We start from the raw sequence: 17,608 nt of genomic DNA on the forward strand, positions 1-17,608 counted from the left end.
ACTACTTGTTCGCGGATTCGTCGGACAGAATCATGGAAAGCGAGTACACTCCGCACGTCCTTGATCACTTTGGGTGCGTAATTATTAGAGGACCCTTAGTGTTGATATCCGAGGAGGATACGCACGGGCGGGCCTCGCTTTCTTGCCCGGGGTGGCGGGTTCTTCGGGCACGAGGCGCTGATCAAGGCGCTGCCGTGGGGCGACGAGCACGTCGACCGCCGGTCCGCTCTCGCATTTGTTCGAGGGTATCGGCGTCCGGCTCCACACTCCGGACGCCGATACCGCCGGGCGGGTCAGAACAGCCCGGTGAAGGTCTCCCACGGGCCGATCTGCGTGCGGTTGGCGATCAGCGGCCGGCTGCCGGCGCTTTCCGCGGTTACATACCTGCCGTTGACGTTGGCCAGCAGCGACTGCGTTCCGTCGGGGTTGTTGATGACTTTGAACTTCTCCCAAACGCCGATCTGGGTGCGGTTGGCGATCAGCGGCTGGCTGCCACCTGCCTCGGCGGTGACGAACCGGCTGTTCGCGTGGGCGAAGAGTGCCACCCAGCCGTCACCGGCGTCGACCTCGTCAAACGTCTCCCACGGGCCGAGCTGGTGGCGGTTGGCGATCAGCGGCTGGCTGCCGGCCGCCTCGGCCGTGACGTAGCCGCTGACCAATGCGTCGAACGTGACGGACGTGGCGCGAGTGCGGTAGAACTGCTCCCACGGGCCGATTGCCGTGCGGTCGGCGGTCAGCGGACCTGCGCCGTTGTTGCTGCTGACGTACTTGTTATTGGCCCGCGACTGCAGGCTGAGGACGCCGTAAGCGCCGTAGACGGGCCGGAACAGCGATGCGTCGTCGATGACGCTGCCGTTCGCGACCAGCCTGGAACCGTTGGCGGCATCCACCCTGAGGTACCGGCCGTTGACCTCGGCGCGCAGCGCGATGGTTCCGTTGCCGGTGTCGATCAGGTCGAACCACTCCCACAGCGCGGCGGCCGGACGGTTGGCGACCAACGGCAAGCTACCGGCGCTCTCCGCGCTGACGTAGCTCATCGTGCTGAGCGACAACAACGCCGTCGTCCTGACGAACGGACGCACGGTTACCGACTCGCTGGTGGTGCTGCTCAACGCGCCGGCGTCGGTGACCGTGACCTTGACGGTGTAGGTGCCACCGCTGCCGTAGGTGTGGTCGGTCGCCGCAAGCGACTGCGTGACGGTTTGGCCGTCACCGAAATCGAAGGTGTACCAGATGATCGGAGCGAACCCGTGCTTCGTTCCCGACGCATCGACCGTGATCGTGCCGCTGTCTCCCGGCGCCGAGATCGCGAGGTGCGCCGTCGGCGGCCCGGGCCGGACAGTCGTGAACGCGATGCCGGACGGCTGGTTACCGGCGGCGACGGTCGCGCTGACCTTGTTGGTGGCGGTGTCGATCACCGAGATGCTCTGGGAGCCGCTGTTGCTCACGTAGGCGCGGCCGCCGTCTGGAGTGACGGCAATGCCGGACGGCTGGACGGCGACGGGGACGGTCGCGGTAACCGTGTTGGTGGCGGTGTCGATCACTGACACCGTGCCGTCCGCGAAGTCGCCGACGTAGACCCGGCCGCCATCCGGCGTGACCGCAAGGTTGTAGGGACCGGCATGGGCGCCGACAACGACCGTCGCGGTGACGGCGTTGGTGGCGATGTCGATCACCGAGATCGTGCCGCTGGAGTAGTTGGCGGCGTAGACGTGCCTGCCGTCCGGCGTAACCGCGACCCCGCGCGGGCTGACGCCAACCGGAACGGTCGCGGTGACCGTGTTGGTGGCGGTGTCGATCACCGAGATGCTCTGCGCGCCGCTGTTGCTGACGTAGGCGCGGCGGCCGTCCGGTGTGAGCGCGACGGCCAAAGGATGTAGGCCGGTGGGGATCGTCGCGGCGACCGTGTTGGTGGCGGTATTGATCACCGACACAGCGCTGCCGGCATAGCTGACGACGTAGGCCCGGCCTCCGTCCGGTGCGATCGCCAGCGCTCTCGGGTCGGCGGCGACGCCGACGGTCGCGGTGACCGTGCTGGAGGCGGTGTCGATCACCGAGACCGTGTTGCTACCGGAGTTGGTGACGTAGGCGCGGTTGTGATCCGGGGTGATCGCCGCGTCGATCGGATGAACGCCAACGTCAATTCTGTTGATGTACTCGTTACTCGTAGCGTCGAATACCAGGACCGCTCTGTCGCCGGAGTCGGCGACGTAGAAGACCTGCCGGGACGTGACCGCCGCGGCGGCAGGGCTCGCACCAGCCACCAGGGCCACGCCGGCGCCTACCGCCACCGTCGTGAGACCCGCACTGAGACGTTTCCGCACACTGTTCCTTACAGGGCACGAAGGGACCGGCAATCGCCGGCGGAGCGCGCAGCGATGATCAGCACTGCGCCCACGCATTATCATCGAGCGCCGCCGCGCGCGCTGCCCCACAAGCGCACCGCCGCGCTAGTGCCCAGGGGCGTCGTGGACTCCAGGACCGCAAACGCCGAGCCGTGGCCGAAGACATCGTCGAAACGGCGTTCGAGCCGCTCACCCAGCATGTCGACAGCCAACAGGACCCCGCGTCGGTCCGGGCACTGCATCAAGCGATCTTCTCGACCCCAGCACTCCTGGGCCGATACCTGCAGCAACTACACGCGGCACAGCAGGAGGCGGCAGAACTGCTGCGCGCCCGCCCACACGGGGCGCGTCTCCTCGACGGGACCGTGGACGACGGTCTCATCCCGCTCGCCACCGTCGGTGCCGCCTTCGCATACTTCGTGGCAGCTCAAGAGACATGGAGCCGGCGCGACGCCACGCTGTCGCTCTCGGCTCTCCTTGACCGCGCGATGAGCGGCGCGTCACCCATCACGCAGCTGCACTGACCTCCTCGCTTGCAGGCTGGGCGTCGGTGGCCACCGGTGGGGCACCAGCAGTCATCGGCGCCCGACCCTGGCGCGGCGGTGCGGACGTCCCACCCGCCGGGCGCAACCGCCGATCTGCGCGGCCGGGGCGGACGTATGTCTCCGTGATCATGATGTCCGCGGTGACCGCACACCGGGTTTGCCATGATCCCGGAGACTTGTGGTACACGGGGGTACATCAGCACTCCGTGATCATGAAAAACCGTTGGTGTCGATGCCGCGTTGCGCATGATCACGGAGACTTCCGGTCGCTACGCCGTGCAGCGCCAGACGGGTGGGACACGATCGCCGACCGCGCCCACCCTGGGACACCTCAGATCGGGCACCACGTGGTCGTCGGCGGGCATGGCGGCGGGCAGTGCCGGCCCCTGAGCCCCTCCGGAAGTCTGAGGGCCCCAGCTGGAGGCCCGCCGGAGGCAGGCCCTGCACCTGGCCGGACCTTCCAAGAACACTTGGCGCGGCTCGCGCGCGGGCTTCCCGGCCGAGCGGGATTACAGCACCGCGGCCGCGTGACGGCGGCGAGCGCGGGCGCCGCCTTGGCGGCCGTTGGGTGTCGCAGGCCCAGCCGGCCCGCGGTTCCGAGCGCCGCCGGGCCGGCCACGATCAGGAGTGCCGAGCGGAGCGGGGGCTCCAGGGTAGGAACGCGACGAACCGCCAGGGCCCGTACGCCGCTGCGCACGTGCCGGCCAGGACCAGCGCGATTGTCACGCCGCCGGCGGTGGTGAGTGCGAGGGGCACCCGTCGGGGCCGCATGGTGTCGGGTCAGTCGCCGGAGCGGAGGCGGTCGAGGTGGCGGCGCAGGCAGGCCTCGATCGAGGGGAGCAGCGGGCCGGTCGGGCCGGCGTGGACCTCCCAGGCGATGACCTGGCCGGGGGTGCCGTGCTCGGCCGGGGCGAGGTCGATGCAGTACAGGTTGCCGCCGCCGTCCTCGGCGAAGGGGAGCCAGCCGGGGTGCCACCAGGTGAAGCGCACGCGGCCGTTGTCGGGGCTGAGCTCCTTGGGGGCCCGGTCGGTGAAGGTGCCCGCCGTGCGCAGCCGCTCCAGGCTTTGCCGGCTGCGGAGCGCGCCGCGCAGTGGCAGGCCGTCGTACTCGGCGATGTCCAGGCCGTCGGTGCCGCCGAACAGGCGCAGGTAGGCGCGGAACGCGGCGGGCAGGCGGGCGCCGAGGGCGGTCTCCGCGGCCTCGATCTCGGCCGGGTCGGTGGCGCCGCGGGCCTCGGCCAGGTCGGACGCGGCGGACTCGTCGTGCGCGGCGAGCCAGGCGGCGATCTCGTCCACGATGCCGGTCAGCCGGTCGGTGCAGGCGGCGATCTCGGTCTCGTCGGGCTCGGGGGCCTCGGGTGGGACGCCTTGCGGGTGTGTGGCCAGCCATTCGTCCAGCTCGGTGCGGGAGTGGGCGAGGTGGGCGGCGGCCGGGTCGAGCGGTTCCGTCGCGCCGCGATCGAGCAGCAGGCGGACGATGTCGTCGCGCTGGCGGTAGCGGGCGGCGGCGAGCGCGTTGAGCTCGCCGTCGTGGGCGGTGGTGTTGAGGTCGGCGCCGGCGTCCAGCAGTCGGCGTACCACCGCCTCGTGGCCATAGGAGGCGGCCAGCATGAGCGGGGTCCAGTGGTCCGGCCGGGGCAGGTTCGGGTCGGCGCCGGCGGCGAGGAGGGCCGCCACCAGCGGCGCGGGGTCGGGGCGTTCCATCGCGAAGGTCAGCGCCGTGCCGGGCTCGACGTCGCCGCGCTCGACCCGGTTCGGGTCGGCCCGCCGGGTGAGCAGGAACTCCACCAGCGGTAGATGGCCCTGCCGGGCCGCGCAGATCAGCGCGGTGGTGCCGCGCTGGTAGCCGCAGTCGGCGTCGGCGGGGAGTCCGGCGTCGAGGAAGGTTCGGACCAGCTCGACGTCGCCGCTCTCGGCTGCGAAGATCAGCAGGGGGATGCCGTCCTCGTCGACCGCGGCCGGGTCGGCGCCCGATGTGAACAACAGCGCCAGCGCGGCCGCGTCGCGCGCGGTGATCGCCTCGAGCAGAGCGGGGGCAGGCTGCACGGGTGCACGGTACTCGTCCTTGACACCGCGGACCTGGCAGGGAGGGCCGCCAGGCCCGACCGGTGTCTGGCGGGAGCAACGGTCTGCAGGTGACGCGGCCCGAGTCAGCATCGGAGGTGACGTACTTAACGATCGTTCAGTGCACGGCTTGACACCGGGTTAGGCTTTTCCAATGACGCTGGAACGGCAAGCCGTCCGTCCCCCCGCTCAGTCCCGTGGCGCGGGGCCTGCCGGTCAGCCGGCGGCCCAGGCCCTGCGGCGGCGGTCGCGGCGCGAGGAGATTCTGGAGATCGCCGTCGGGCTGTTTGCCACGCGGGGTTATCACGGTGTGTCCATGGACGACATCGGGGCGGCGGCCGGAGTGACCGGGCCGGCGTTGTATCACCACTTCGCGGGCAAGGAGGCCATGCTCGCGGCGGCCCTGATTCCGGTCAGTGAGCAGTTGCTCGCCGGGGGCCAGGCGCGCATTGCCGAGGCGGGGGAAGACCCGGCCGTGGCGCTCGCCGCGCTGGTCGACTTCCACGTCGAGTTCGCGCTGGCCAACCCGGCCGTCATCGCGCTGCACCTGCACGAGCTCGATCGGCTGCCCGACGAGCCGCGGCGGCAGATCCGGCGGCTGCAGCGGCTCTACGTGGAGGAGTGGGTCGGCACGCTGACCGCGTTGTGGCGGGGATCGCTCAACGACGGCGAGGCGCGGGTGCTCGCGCACGCGGCGTTCGGTCTCATGAACTCCACGCCGTTCCTCGGCGGCGAGGTCGACCGGGAGCGCCGGGCGGAGCTGTTGCGGGCGGCGACCCTGGCCGCGCTGCGGGGCTGACTCATGATCGGTTGGGAAGGATGCGGGCGAAATGAGCTTTGTTTCGATCCGTGAGGTCGGGCCGCGCGACGGCCTGCAGAACGAGGACCCGGTGCCGGCCGACGCCAAGGTCCGGCTCCTCGACGCGCTGTCGGCGACCGGCGTCGGGCGCATCGAGGCGGTCTCGTTCGTTCACCCGAAGGCGATCCCGCAGATGGCCGACGCCGCCGAGGTGTGGGAGCGCGCGGTGAAGAACCCGGCGGTGCGCTACTCGGCCCTGGTGCCCAACAGCAAGGGCGCCGAGCGGGCCCTCGGCGCCGGGTTCACCGAGGTCGAGGTGGTGGTGTCCGCCTCCGACACGCACAACCGGCGCAACGTCAACCGGTCCACCGCCGAGTCGCTCGACGACATCGCCGGGCTCATCGAGCTGCTGCACCAGGCCGGCGCGAGCGCTGAGGTGATCATCTCGACGAGCTTCGGCTGCCCCTTCGAGGGTGACATCGATCCGGAGCGGGTGGCCGGGATTGTCGACCGGGTGGTCGCCGACGGTGCCGACCGGGTCGCGTTCGGCGACACCACCGGGATGGGCACGCCGCGGCGGGTGGAGGACGTCGTCGGGCGGGTCCGCGACCGGCACCCCGACCTGCCCATGCTGCTGCACTTCCACAACACCCGCGGCACCGCGCTGGCCAACATCCTCACCGCGCTGCGGCTGGGGATCACCGAGTTCGACGCCAGCGTCGGCGGGCTGGGCGGCTGCCCCTACGCGCCGGGTGCGACCGGCAACGTGGCCACCGAGGAGGTGGTGCACATGCTGCACGACATGGGGTACGACACCGGCATCGACCTCAAGGCGCTGATCGAGGCGGCGCGGCTGGCGCAGGACATCGTCGGGCGGGAGCTGCCGTCCGGGGTGCTGAAGGCCGGCCCGCGCATCCCCCTCTGAGGCTTGTGTCCGATTCGCCCGGTGTTGTGGCGTGTCCCCGGCCGGGGCGGTTCGTTGCTCAGTACGGAAAGAGTCACATGTGGGGCGTATGCCCGACATTGAGCCGTACTGAGAGGCGGAAATGGCCCAGTCGAGGAGCGAGCGCAACCCGCGCACGGCTTCGCTGCCGGCCGTCTCCCGCTGCGCGAGGTACGCCGTCCGAGGCCTGATCGTCGCCGGGTTCGCCGGCGTCGCCTGGCTGCTGTCGGCCTCTGCGGCACACGCCTCGGACGGCTCCGGCCTCTCCGACCAGCAGCCGGGGCTGCTCACACCGGTGACCAGCCTGCTCACCGGCGTGAGCCAGGCGCATGGTGATCGGCTGACGGGCGCCGTGCTCGCGGCGCTCCCGCCGGCCGGACATCCGCTGAACACCAAGGCCGCCGTGACCGTGGACCGCGCGGCCCGCTCGGCGACGGCAGACGCGTCGAGCGCCAAGCACGCCAGCACGAAGAGGCCGGCAAAGGCCGGCATCCACAGAACCCGTCCGAACAGGACCCACCCGAAGCGGACGCAGGAGCCGGCCGTCCAGGCCGTGCCGGTCCGCGGCGGGTCGGCCGGCGACGTCATCGGCGCCGACCGGTCGGTCGCCGTCCGTGCGGCCGCCCGTCTCAACGCCCTGCGGGCGGCCGAGGCGGCGGGCGGCGCGCACGCCATGCCGGTCGCGGATCGGACCGTTGCGCAGGGTACGCACCACGTGCCGCTGCTGCCCCGACCGGCGCCCGTCCCGGCGCCGCCGGCGGCCGGCCTCGCCTCGGGGGCACCGAGCACCGGCTCGGGCCTCAACCACGAGGGTGGGGACGCCGCCGCGTTGCCCGCCGCACCGGCCGGCGCGAAGGTGCTGACCTTCCGGCCGGACGCGGTCGAGGACGTCGAATTGCGGCTGCTCGCAGCCGAGAAACCGACAGTCTCACCCGACTGAGGCCGTTGCGGCCCGGAGCCGGAAGCTGTCACGCCGCGCGAACAGCCGACGCGACGCCATGCGGGCAGCCGGAACGCGAGCCTTGGTCCAGCGGACCCGCATCGACCACCGCGGCATCTCGCACCACGCACCACCACCAACCGGGCGCACGTCGACAGGGCGGAGCCGGCTTCCGGCTGCGCCGCGCCCATGCAGTACCGAGGATCGAAAACTACCGAAAGGTCTCATTTCCACATGAAGACGTGGGTTCGTAAGTCGCTCAACGTGGGCGTGCTTTCCGCGGGCTTCCTGCTCGTCTCGGGCGGGGCCGCGCACGCCGACTGGACGACGGGCTACAACGCCGGCCTGCTCAACGGCAATCAGTTCGACACTACGCTGCAGGTGCCGGTCAACGTCTGCGGCAACTCGATCGCCGTGCTCGGCTTCGCCGGCGCCCAGTGCGACGGCGGCGCGACGGCGATCAAGACCGAGAGCGCGACCGCCACCGAGAGCGCGACCACCGAGGACTGGACCACCGGCTACAACGCCGGCGTGCTGAACGGCAACCAGTTCGACACCACGCTGCAGGTGCCGGTCAACGTCAGCGGCAACGCCGTGTCGGTGCTCGGCTTCTCCAGCGCCTCCAGCTCGGGCGGCGCGGCCGCCGTCAAGGGCGACGTCGTCTCCGACCACCGCGGGCAGGGCAACGGCCACCACCGCCGGCACAACGGCGGCGGCGACGGAAACGCCAACAGCAACGGCAACTACGCCGCCGAGAGCGCGGCCAACCGCACCGAGGACTGGACGTCGGGCTTCAACGCCGGCCTGCTCAACGGCAACCAGTTCGACACCACGGCGCAGCTGCCGATCAACGTCAGCGGCAACGCGATCGCGCTGCTGGGCTTCGCGGGCGCCTCCAGCCAGGGCGGCGCCTGGGCGGTCAAGGGCGAGAGCGCGGCGGCCACCGAGAGCGCCCGCACCGAGGGCGACCACACCACCGGGTACAACGCCGGCCTGCTCAACGGCAACCAGCTGAGCACGGTCCTGCAGGCCCCGATCAACCTCTGCGGCAACTCGATCGCGATCCTCGGCTTCGCCAGCGCCAGCTGCGACGGCGGCGCGACCGCGATCAACGGCGGCGGCGCGGGCCACGACGGCGGCCACGGCCAGGGCAACGGTCACGGCAACGGCTGGGGCGACGACAACGGCGGCTGGGGCGACGGCAACGGCCAGGGCAACGGCGGCTACGGCAACGGGCAGAGCAACGGGGACAACGGCTACGGCGCCGGGCAGAGCAACGGCGACAACGGCTACGGCCCGGCCGGCAACGCCAACAGCAACGCCTACGCCAACTCCAACGGCGACGCGAGCGACGTGAACGCCAACGGCGCGGGCACGCACAAGGTCAAGAAGTCCAACAAGAAGGCCCACAAGGCCATCGACCTGGGCGAGCACGCCAAGAACACCAAGAAGCACCCGCACGGCACCGGGGCCGGCCTGGCCGCGGCGAACAACGCCGGCTACGGCGCCGGGCAGAGCAACGGGGACAACGGCTACGGCGCCGGCCAGAGCAACGGCGACAACGGCTACGACGGCTCCGGCGCGGGTATGGGCAACGGGGACGACGACAACGGTGGCCGTCGTCACCACCGCCACGGCGGTGGCGCGGGTGCCGCGAACGGCGGCGGCGCGACCGCGGTCAAGGGCGGCTGCGGCGACTGGACCACGGGCTACAACGCGGGTCTGCTCAACGGCAACCAGCTCAGCACCGTCGTCCAGGTCCCGGTGAACATCAGCGGCAACGCGGTGTCGATCCTGGGCTTCTCGAACGCCTCGAGCTCGGGCGGGGCGCTGGCCTACTCCTGCTGATCCGGTAGCGGTACCCCCTGATCCGCAGGGGGTACCGGGACCGTTGCGGACACACGCCGACCCGTGTCACGAAACGGTCCGCCGGGGAGGTTGGAACTTCACCTCCGCGTCGGCTAACCTGAACGATCGTTAGGCATGAACGATCGTTCAGGAAGCCGACGCGGAGGTCGCAGCATGGAGGACGGGCTGTTCGCCGACATGCTGGCCGATGGTCCGCCGGCCGATGGGCGGCCGATCTGCCTCATGGCCGACGCGTCTGAAGGGCTGGATCATGGTTGATTTCATGCTCACCGACGAGTTGGAGGCGCTGCGCGACAGCGTGCGCGAGTTCGCCCGCGACGTGGTCGCGCCGGTGATCGGCGACTACTACGAGCGCCACGCCTTCCCCTACGACGTGGTCCGCCAGATGGGCAAGATGGGCCTCTTCGGATTGCCGTTTCCCGAGGTGTACGGCGGGATGGGCGGCGATTACCTCGCCCTGTGCATCGCGCTGGAGGAGCTGGCCCGGGTCGACTCGTCGGTCGCGGTGACGCTCGAGGCCGGCATCTCGCTCGGTGCCATGCCGATCTTCCGGTACGGCACCGAGGCCCAGAAGCGCCACTGGCTGCCCCGGCTCACCTCCGGCGAGGCGCTCGCCGCGTTCGGGCTGACCGAGCCCGGCGCCGGCAGCGATGCGGGCGGCACCCAGACCCGGGCCGTGCTCGACGAGGCGGCCGGCGAGTGGGTGATCAACGGGTCGAAGGCGTTTATCACCAACTCCGGGACCGACGTCACGGTGCTGGTCACGGTCACCGCGGTCACCGGGGTCAACCCGGACGGCAGCAAGGAGCTCTCGGCGATCATCGTGCCCAGCGGCACGCCGGGGTTCACCGTCCAGCCCGGGTACTCCAAGGTCGGCTGGTGCGCCTCCGACACCCACGAGCTGGGCTTCGACGACGTACGGGTGCCGGCCGAGAACCTGCTCGGCGAGCGCGGCCGCGGCTACGCCCAGTTCCTGCGCACGCTCGACGAGGGCCGGGTCGCCTTCGCCGCGCTGGGGGTCGGGCTCGCGCAGGGCTGCGTCGACGAGTCGCTCGCCTACGCCCACCAGCGCCAGGCATTCGGCCGGGCGATCGGGGACAACCAGGCGATCCAGTTCAAGATCGCGGACATGGAGAGCCGGGCGCACACCGCGCGGCTGGCCTACTACGACGCGGCCAGCCGGCTGGTCGGCGGGCGCGACTTCAAGCGGCAGGCGGCCATCGCGAAGCTCACGGCGAGCGACGCGGCGATGGTCAACGCCCGCGAGGCCACGCAGATCCACGGCGGCTACGGGTTCATGAACGAGACGCCGGTCGGGCGGATGTACCGCGACGCCAAGGTCCTGGAGATCGGCGAGGGCACCTCGGAGGTCCAGCGGATGATCATCGCGCGGTCCCTCGGGCTGTGATTCAGACCGGCCAGGTGTGGACCGGCACGTTCTCGTGCAGGCCCTCGGAGTACCGCTGCAGCATCTGACGCAATGCGGTGGGCCGCTCCAGCCGGTGGCGCTCCTGCAGACTCAGCACGGTCTCGGTCTGCCAGGCGGCGCCGTTGCGCCCGGTCCGGCAGCGGCCCTCGATGACGCCGAGCAGCCGGTCGCGCGTCGCCGGCCGCACCCCGAAGCGGTCCAGGCCGGCCTCGGCCAGCGGCAGCAGCTCGCGCAGCACCAGGTCGCAGACCCCGACCTCGCCCCGCTCGGGCCACCAGACCTGCGCGTCGAGGCCCTCGCGGGCGGCGGTGTGGAAGTTCTCCTCGGCGGTCGAGAAGCGCATCTGCGTCCAGATCGGGCGATCCTGCTCGCACAGCTCGCGGACCAGGCCGAAGTAGAACGCGGCGTTGGCGAGCTGGTCGACCACGGTCGGGCCGGCGGGCAGCACCCGGTTCTCCACGCGCAGGTGCGGGCGGCCGTTCATGATGTCGTACACCGGGCGGTTCCACCGGTAGATCGTGCCGTTGTGTAACCGCAGCTCGCCGAGGTGTGGCACGCCGCCGGCCTCGAGCACGGCGACCGGGTCCTCGTCCTCGGTGATCGGCAGCAGCGGCGGGAAGTACCGCACGTTCTCCTCGAACAGGTCGAAGATCGAGGTGATCCAGCGCTCGCCGAACCAGACCCGCGGCCGCACGCCCTGCGCCTTGAGCTCCTCCGGCCGCGTGTCGGTGGCCTGCTCGAACAGCGCGATGCGGGTTTCGGCCCAGAGTCTTTTGCCGAAGAGGTACGGCGAGTTGGCCCCCACCGCGACCTGCACCCCGGCGATGGCCTGCGACGCGTTCCAGTACATCGCGAAGTCCTCGGGGGCCACCTGCAGGTGGAACTGGATGCTGGTGCACGCCGACTCGCCGGCGATGGAGTCGGACACGGCCTCCAGCCGCTCCGGGCCGCGGATGTCGAGCGTGATGTCCTCGCCCCGTGCGTTGATGATCTGGTCGTTGAGCAGCCGATACCGCGGGTCGGTCGACATGTTGGCGAGCACCAGGTGCTCGGGGCGCAGCGTGGGCAGGATGCCGATCAGCACCAGCCGGGCGTCGGACTTGCGGGCCCGGTCGTCGGCGTGGACCAGGCTGGCGAGGACCTCACGCTCATAGACGTCCAGGCCGTCGCCCTCGATCACCCGGGGCGCCACGTTGATCTCGAGGTTGAACTGCCCCATCTCGGTCTGGAACGAGGGGTCGGCCAGGTCGGCGAGGACCTCGGCGTTGCGCATCGCGGGCTGGGCGTCCGGGTCGATGAGGTTGACCTCGATCTCCAGGCCGGTCATCGGGCGGTCGGAGTCGAAGCGAAAATCGTTGAGCATGAGAGCGAAGACGTCGAGACATCGGCGGACCTTGCGCCGGTATCTGGCACGGTCCTCACGCGAGAAGACTCCCCGTGTGACGTCCTGGCCCATGCCCGCCCCCTGGCCCCTCTGAGACCCCTCACGTTAGGAGCAGTCCAGATGTACCGCTAGGGACAAAACAGACATCGCCGCAGCCGAGTGTGATCACGGCCTTGCGGAGGGTGGGAGATTTCGCCCAGCCGCAGCGCGATGGCCGAACTCCGTCTTGGCCGAAATTTCGTTGTATGGGTGATTTGATCGATTGCTCGGATATTTACCGGCTTCGCTGGCGCCTCTGCCTGGCGTCTCTACCGTCTCTACCGGGCGCCCGGTCGGCGCCGACGGCGGCGGGGCTGCGCCGCCGTCGGGCCGCGGGGTCGCTCAGCCCTGGCGGACGGCCTCGGCGCCGATCTCGATCTTGACCTTGCGGCCGACGAGCACGCCGCCGGTCTCGAGGGCCTGGTTCCACGTGATGCCGAAGTCTTCGCGGTCGATCTCGGTCGTGGCGGAGAAGCCGATGACCTCCTGGCCCCACGGGCTCTTGGCGTGGCCCTCGAACTCGACGTCGAGCTCGACCTCGCGGGTGACATCGCGGATCGTGAGGTCGCCGATCAGCTTGAACTCGTTGCCGGACAGCCCGGCCACGCGCGTGCTCTTGAAGCTGACCGCCGGCCACTGCTCCACGTGCAGGAAGTCGGGGCCGCGCAGGTGGCCGTCGCGGTCGGTCTGGCCGGTGTCGATGCTGCTCGCGTCGATGTTCACCTCGACCTGCGACTCCAGCGGGTCCTCGGCGATGACGATGCTGCCGCTCGCGCTGGTGAAGCCGCCGCGTACCTTGCTGACCATCAGGTGCCGGGCGACGAAGCCCACGCGAGTGTGCGCCGGGTCGAGCTCGAACTTCCCGGGCGTCGGGATGGTGAGCCCCTGGTACTCGCGGGTGTTGGCGGGTGCCGTCATGATGACTCCCTCGGTTGTGCGGTGATGAAGAAGATTGTCGCCGCAAATATACACTCGGCAGAGTCTCGTTCGTCAAGCTCTCTGCTAGACTCGCATCGTGAGCGACGAAATGCTGGAAGATCCGCGAATCACCGCCATGGGCCTCTTCGTGGAGGCCTTCACCGGGGTGAACGCGCGGCTCAACGTCCAGCTGGCCGAGCACGGTCTCGGCAACGTCGACTTCGAGGTGCTGATGCGACTGGCCCGTTCCCCGGGCGGCGAACTGCGGATGACCGACCTGGCCGCGCAGACCGGCCTGTCCACCAGCGGCGTGACCCGGGTGGTCGACCGCTTGGAGCGCGACGGCCTGGCGACGCGACGCGCTTGTCCGACGGATCGACGGGGGTCGTTCACGGTCATCAGCTCCGCCGGCCGCGCCAAGATGCGCGAGGTGTTGCCGGGGCATTTGGCGTTGATTGAGCAGTGGTTCACCGGGCGGCTGGCGGGCTCTGAGCTTGAGTTGCTGCTGGGGTCGCTGCGGCGGATTCGTGATGCGGTCCGGCCGGACGCCACCTCTGGGGTGCCGTCGATGCGGTCGGCTGCCTGAGTCGGCTGGGGTCCGGAAGCTAGCCACGCGCGACTTCGTCGCGGCGCTGTGCCTGGGGGGTTCCCACCCCAGACCCCCCATGGCCGCTGCGCGGCCACTTTTTGTTGCGCTGCGCGCCCCTGCGTCCTGGGGGCGGTCCCCTGTCGCGCCTTCGGCGCAGTGGGCGCCGCCCGTTACGGCGCCTTCGGCGCAGTGGGTGCGGTCCTCTGATTGCGCCTTCGGCGCGGTGGTTGGGGTTTTTGTTGCGCCTCCGGCGCATTTGGCTGAGGTCCGAAAGCTAGCCACGCGCGACTCCGTCGCGGCGCTAACCCTGGGGGGTTCCCACCCCAGACCCCCCATGGCCGCTGCGCGACCACTTCTTCCCGCGCTGCGCGCCCCTGCGTCCTGGGCGCGGTCCCCTGTCGCGCCTTCGGCGCGGTGGGCGCCGCCCGTTACGGCGCCTTCGGCGCAGTGGGTGCGGTCCTCTGATTGCGCCTTCGGCGCGGTGGTTGGGGTTTTTGTTGCGCCTTCGGCGCGGTGGTTGGGGTCCGTAAGCTAGCCACGCGCGACTTCGTCGCGGCGCTGTGCCTGGGGGGTTCCCACCCCAGACCCCCCATGGCCGCTGCGCGGCCACTCTTTCTGCGCTGCGCGCCCCTGACGTCCTGGGCGCGGCCGCCCTTTAGGCGTGCCCCGGCCCGGTGTCTGACGGGAGCAACGGTCGTCAGTTGCGCGGACCGGAGTCATGCAAAAACCACTGACTTGCCCAGGCGGTAGAGGACGCCGTATCGCCCGGGCCAGTCGGTGTGGGCGAAGTCGCCGGCCTCGTCGCAGCCGTTCCAGGACTCGTCGCGATGCGAGGTTCTGTGCGCTGTGGCGGTGGCTACCGGCAGAAGTACCGGCAGGTGTGGGGTTGTCGGTGGGGCAAGTCGGGTATTTCGGGTTTCTGCGGTTTTCAGAAAGGCTAACGTCTGGCGGCACGGGCGAAGTGAGGTGGCATGGCGTGGCTTCGCCGCACCTAGGGGGTCTTCGTCCGTGCCCCTTCGTTCAGGAGGCGGTGTTCTCGGGGGAGCAGGGCCAGGCCGGTGCGGTCGCGTAGGGCGGCCAGGTCCTTCAGGGCCTCGTCGCGGCGGGGTTGGGTGGTCGTCGCGGCCAGGCCGGTCAGGGCCTCCAGGACATCGCGCACGTCGTCGCGGCCGGCCAGTAGATTGGCGGCGGTCTCGAAGGACCGGGCGGCGGTCGGGTGGTCGGCGCGGGCCAGGGCCAGGTAGCCCTCGATCATGGCGGCGGTGCCGGTGCTGCCCGGGGTGGCCGACAACTCGGCCAGCACGGCCGCGGCCTCTGCCGGGCGGCCGGTCTCGGCGAATGCCTGGCCGAGCGTGCCGAGCACGCGGACGCGGTGGATCGGGTCGCCGACCTCGGCGATCGCTGTCGCGGCGGTGCGGGCCAGGTCTACCGCCTCGTCGAAGCGGCCGTCCAGGCGGGCCACCTCGGCGAGGTTGGCCTGGGCCAGTGCCCGGATCCGCGGGTCGCCCGCCTCGCCCGCGCGCCGGGCGGCGGCGGACAGCCGGCGGGCCGCGGTGGCCAGGTCGCCCGCGCGGATGTCGTGCCAGGCCAGGTTGTTCTGGGCGACCGCGACCTCGCGGCCGCGGCCGGTGCGGACGGCCAGGGCGAGCACCGCCTCGCTGTGCCGGCGGGCCTCGGTCTCGCCGCCGAGCGCCTGCCAGATGCCGGACAGCAGCGCCCGCGCGGTGAGTTCGCCGGGGATGTCGCCTTGGTCGATGAGTACCTGCAGTGCGGCCTCCGTCGCGTACAGCTCGCCGACGCCCTGGCCGTGCGCGCTGGCCAGCATCGCGGTGGCGACCTGGGCGCGGGCGCGCACCGCCGGGTCGCAGTCCCGGGTTCGCCGGTCCTCCAGCAGGCGGCGCAGCAGCCGGTGGGCCTCCACGTCTCGGCCGCGCAGCCGGCACCAGCGCGGGATCGCGCCGGCCAGGCGCAGGGCGATTTCCGGGTCGCGGACGGCGGTGTAGCGCAGGGCGGTGCGCATGTCGCTGTTGAGGTAGTCCAGCCGGGACACCGCCGCGGCGCTGTCCGGGCCGGTGAGCTCGGCCGATACGCGGACCGCGACCCTGGTCACGACCTCGGCGTGGCGCAGCCGGGCCGCGCGCAATTCGCCCTCGCGGGCGCAGCGCTCGGCGGCGAAGTCGCCGACCACGTCCAGCAGCCGGAACCGCAGGTCGCCCGGGCCGCGCACGCTCACCAGGCCCAGGCCCACGAGCCGGTCCAGGACCGCCTCGACGTCCTCGACCACGCCGTCGAGCAGCGCCTCGGCCAGCTCCACCGACCATCGGCCGCGAAACGTCGACAGCCGGCGCAGCGCGGCCTGCTCGCGCTCGCCGAGCAGCTGGTAGCTGGCGGCCACCGCGTCGCGCAGCCTTCGCCCGGCCGGGTCGGTCGGGGCCAGGTCGAGGACCCGGTTGCCGTACCGCGACAGCAGCTCCGGCAGCTCGAGCACCCGCCCGCGGGCGGCGGCCAGCTCGATTGCCAGCGGCAGCCCGTCGAGCCGGCGGACCAGCTCGGCGACGGCGGGGAGCTCGTCGTCGCGCACCGGTTCGCGGCGGACCATGCGCAGCCGCTCGACGAACAGCGCGACGGCCGGCGCCCGGCGTGGGTCCGGGTCGCCGGGGCCGGGCAGCTCCAGCGGCTGTACCTGCCAGTCGACGGCGCCGGGCAGCTCGCCGGCGATCGGGCGGCGGCTGGTCACCAGGATGCGCACCGCCGGGACCCGGGCGCGCAGCCAGAGCAGGGCCTCGATCGCCGCCCGGGGCGAGCGGTCGATGCCGTCGAGGACCAGCAGGGCGGGGCGGGTGGCGTAGCGATCGGCCAGCTCGTCGGCCCTGGCCACGCCGAAGACGGCGGCGACGGCCGAGAAGATGTCGGTGGGCTGGGACACGTTCGTGACGGTCACCGAGACGGCGGTCCAGCCGGCCGTCGCCGCGGCGTGCGCCACCGCGTGGGCGAGACCGGTCTTGCCGACGCCGGCCATGCCGATGAGGGCGATGAGCCCGGCCTGGCCGGGCGACCCCGCCCGTGAGGCCGTCGGGCCGAGTGGCCCCAACGATGAGGGCGTCGGGCCGAGTGGCCCCGGCCGCGAGGGCGTCGGGCCGGGCGCGTCGATGAGGGTGAGCAGCTCGGCGATGTCGGCGTCGCGGCCGATGAGCGGCGGCAGGGTCGGCAACGGCAGCGTCGCCGGTGCGGATTGCGGTTCGGTCGAGCGCGGCCCGGGAGGTCGCGGAGTGCGGGCGGCGGGCACGGCGGGCGGGCCGTGCGGCGGCGGGGTCGGCGGTCGGCCAGGGTTGCGGTCGGTGGGGTGGCCGGTGAAGGTTGCCGCGGCGGGGCGGCGGTGCGGGGTGCCGGCCGTGCCGCGGTCGTGCCGGCCGGTGTTCGTGGGCAGCGGCAGTGGCAGTGGCAGCGGTGGGCGGCCGGCGGCGGCGGTGAGGAACGCCTCGCGGTCGGCGCCCGTCAGGTCCAAGGCGTCGGCGAGCAGGGCCACCGTGTTGCGCTGTGGCCGGGCCACCCGGCCGCGCTCCAGCTCGCGGAGGGTGCGCACGCCCAGGCCGGCGTGGGTGGCGAGCTCGTCCTGGGTCAGTCCCCTTGCCAGGCGGCGGGCGCGCAGGGTGGCGGCGAAGCCGGCTCCGGCGGCTTGCGGATCATGATCCGCATCTGGAGACATGTTGTGGAAGGGTACTGACGGAGTCGGGTCGGAAACAG

General features: G+C 71.6%; 12 protein-coding genes. 7 read left to right on the plus strand and 5 right to left on the minus strand.

The window, feature by feature from the left end:
• Nucleotides 1-293: 293 nt before the first annotated feature.
• Complete coding sequence (locus tag ACQPXD_RS00185) at nt 294-2,435, minus strand: beta-propeller fold lactonase family protein (protein WP_432833576.1); 2,142 nt, start codon at nt 2,433-2,435, stop codon at nt 294-296.
• A 62-nt stretch (nt 2,436-2,497) separates the two neighbouring features.
• Here ACQPXD_RS00185 and ACQPXD_RS00190 point away from each other — a divergent pair, with 62 nt between their 5' ends.
• Complete coding sequence (locus ACQPXD_RS00190; protein ID WP_432833578.1) at nt 2,498-2,869, plus strand: hypothetical protein; 372 nt, start codon at nt 2,498-2,500, stop codon at nt 2,867-2,869.
• An 801-nt stretch (nt 2,870-3,670) separates the two neighbouring features.
• On the opposite strand, the gene ACQPXD_RS00195 is transcribed toward ACQPXD_RS00190, so the two are convergent.
• Complete coding sequence (locus ACQPXD_RS00195; RefSeq protein ID WP_432833580.1) at nt 3,671-4,936, minus strand: ankyrin repeat domain-containing protein; 1,266 nt, start codon at nt 4,934-4,936, stop codon at nt 3,671-3,673.
• Nucleotides 4,937-5,108: 172 nt separating this feature from the next.
• On the opposite strand from ACQPXD_RS00195, the gene ACQPXD_RS00200 reads away from it, so the two are divergent.
• The 5 genes from ACQPXD_RS00200 (at nt 5,109) to ACQPXD_RS00220 (ending at nt 10,913) form a co-directional block, all read left to right on the plus strand.
• The gene (locus tag ACQPXD_RS00200; protein WP_432833582.1) at nt 5,109-5,753 is read left to right on the plus strand and encodes a TetR/AcrR family transcriptional regulator; all 645 of its coding nucleotides are present in this window, start codon (nt 5,109-5,111) and stop codon (nt 5,751-5,753) included.
• A gap of 31 nt (nt 5,754-5,784) precedes the next feature.
• Nucleotides 5,785-6,678 (plus strand): hydroxymethylglutaryl-CoA lyase, encoded by an 894-nt coding sequence (locus tag ACQPXD_RS00205; RefSeq protein ID WP_432833584.1) that lies wholly within the window; start codon nt 5,785-5,787, stop codon nt 6,676-6,678.
• A 121-nt stretch (nt 6,679-6,799) separates the two neighbouring features.
• Complete coding sequence (locus ACQPXD_RS00210; protein ID WP_432833585.1) at nt 6,800-7,636, plus strand: hypothetical protein; 837 nt, start codon at nt 6,800-6,802, stop codon at nt 7,634-7,636.
• A gap of 234 nt (nt 7,637-7,870) precedes the next feature.
• A complete protein-coding gene (locus tag ACQPXD_RS00215) occupies nt 7,871-9,484 on the plus strand; it encodes a chaplin family protein (RefSeq protein WP_432833587.1) in 1,614 nt (537 codons plus the stop codon).
• A 271-nt stretch (nt 9,485-9,755) separates the two neighbouring features.
• Nucleotides 9,756-10,913 (plus strand): acyl-CoA dehydrogenase family protein, encoded by a 1,158-nt coding sequence (locus tag ACQPXD_RS00220; protein WP_432833589.1) that lies wholly within the window; start codon nt 9,756-9,758, stop codon nt 10,911-10,913.
• 1 nt (nt 10,914) lies between these two features.
• Here the strand turns inward: ACQPXD_RS00220 and ACQPXD_RS00225 are convergent, their stop codons facing one another.
• Together ACQPXD_RS00225 and ACQPXD_RS00230 are read right to left on the minus strand one after the other, a co-directional pair.
• Nucleotides 10,915-12,390, minus strand: a complete 1,476-nt coding sequence (locus tag ACQPXD_RS00225) for a glutamate--cysteine ligase (protein WP_432833591.1) — start codon at nt 12,388-12,390, stop codon at nt 10,915-10,917.
• Between the two features lie 309 nt (nt 12,391-12,699).
• A complete protein-coding gene (locus tag ACQPXD_RS00230; protein ID WP_432833593.1) occupies nt 12,700-13,275 on the minus strand; it encodes a YceI family protein in 576 nt (191 codons plus the stop codon).
• A 97-nt stretch (nt 13,276-13,372) separates the two neighbouring features.
• Between ACQPXD_RS00230 and ACQPXD_RS00235 the strand changes: the two genes are divergently transcribed.
• The gene (locus tag ACQPXD_RS00235) at nt 13,373-13,861 is read left to right on the plus strand and encodes a MarR family winged helix-turn-helix transcriptional regulator (RefSeq protein WP_432833595.1); all 489 of its coding nucleotides are present in this window, start codon (nt 13,373-13,375) and stop codon (nt 13,859-13,861) included.
• Between the two features lie 994 nt (nt 13,862-14,855).
• Here ACQPXD_RS00235 and ACQPXD_RS00240 read toward each other — a convergent pair.
• Nucleotides 14,856-17,570: a helix-turn-helix domain-containing protein gene (locus ACQPXD_RS00240; RefSeq protein ID WP_432833597.1), complete on the minus strand. Its 2,715-nt coding sequence runs from the start codon at nt 17,568-17,570 to the stop codon at nt 14,856-14,858.
• Between the last annotated feature and the right edge of the window lie 38 nt (nt 17,571-17,608).

It is taken from the genome of Dactylosporangium sp. CA-092794 (assembly GCF_050948465.1).
Taxonomy (GTDB): Bacteria; Actinomycetota; Actinomycetes; order Mycobacteriales; family Micromonosporaceae; genus Dactylosporangium.

Bases quoted from the DNA above. Each gene is read 5' to 3' on its own strand.
- ACQPXD_RS00200 (WP_432833582.1), top strand. From the start codon at position 5,109: ATGACGCTGGAACGGCAAGCCGTCCGTCCCCCCGCTCAGTCCCGTGGC.
- ACQPXD_RS00205 (WP_432833584.1), top strand. From the start codon at position 5,785: ATGAGCTTTGTTTCGATCCGTGAGGTCGGGCCGCGCGACGGCCTGCAG.
- ACQPXD_RS00210 (WP_432833585.1), top strand. From the start codon at position 6,800: ATGGCCCAGTCGAGGAGCGAGCGCAACCCGCGCACGGCTTCGCTGCCG.
- ACQPXD_RS00215 (WP_432833587.1), top strand. From the start codon at position 7,871: ATGAAGACGTGGGTTCGTAAGTCGCTCAACGTGGGCGTGCTTTCCGCG.
- ACQPXD_RS00220 (WP_432833589.1), top strand. From the start codon at position 9,756: ATGGTTGATTTCATGCTCACCGACGAGTTGGAGGCGCTGCGCGACAGC.
- ACQPXD_RS00225 (WP_432833591.1), bottom strand. From the start codon at position 12,390: ATGGGCCAGGACGTCACACGGGGAGTCTTCTCGCGTGAGGACCGTGCC.
- ACQPXD_RS00230 (WP_432833593.1), bottom strand. From the start codon at position 13,275: ATGACGGCACCCGCCAACACCCGCGAGTACCAGGGGCTCACCATCCCG.
- ACQPXD_RS00240 (WP_432833597.1), bottom strand. From the start codon at position 17,570: ATGTCTCCAGATGCGGATCATGATCCGCAAGCCGCCGGAGCCGGCTTC.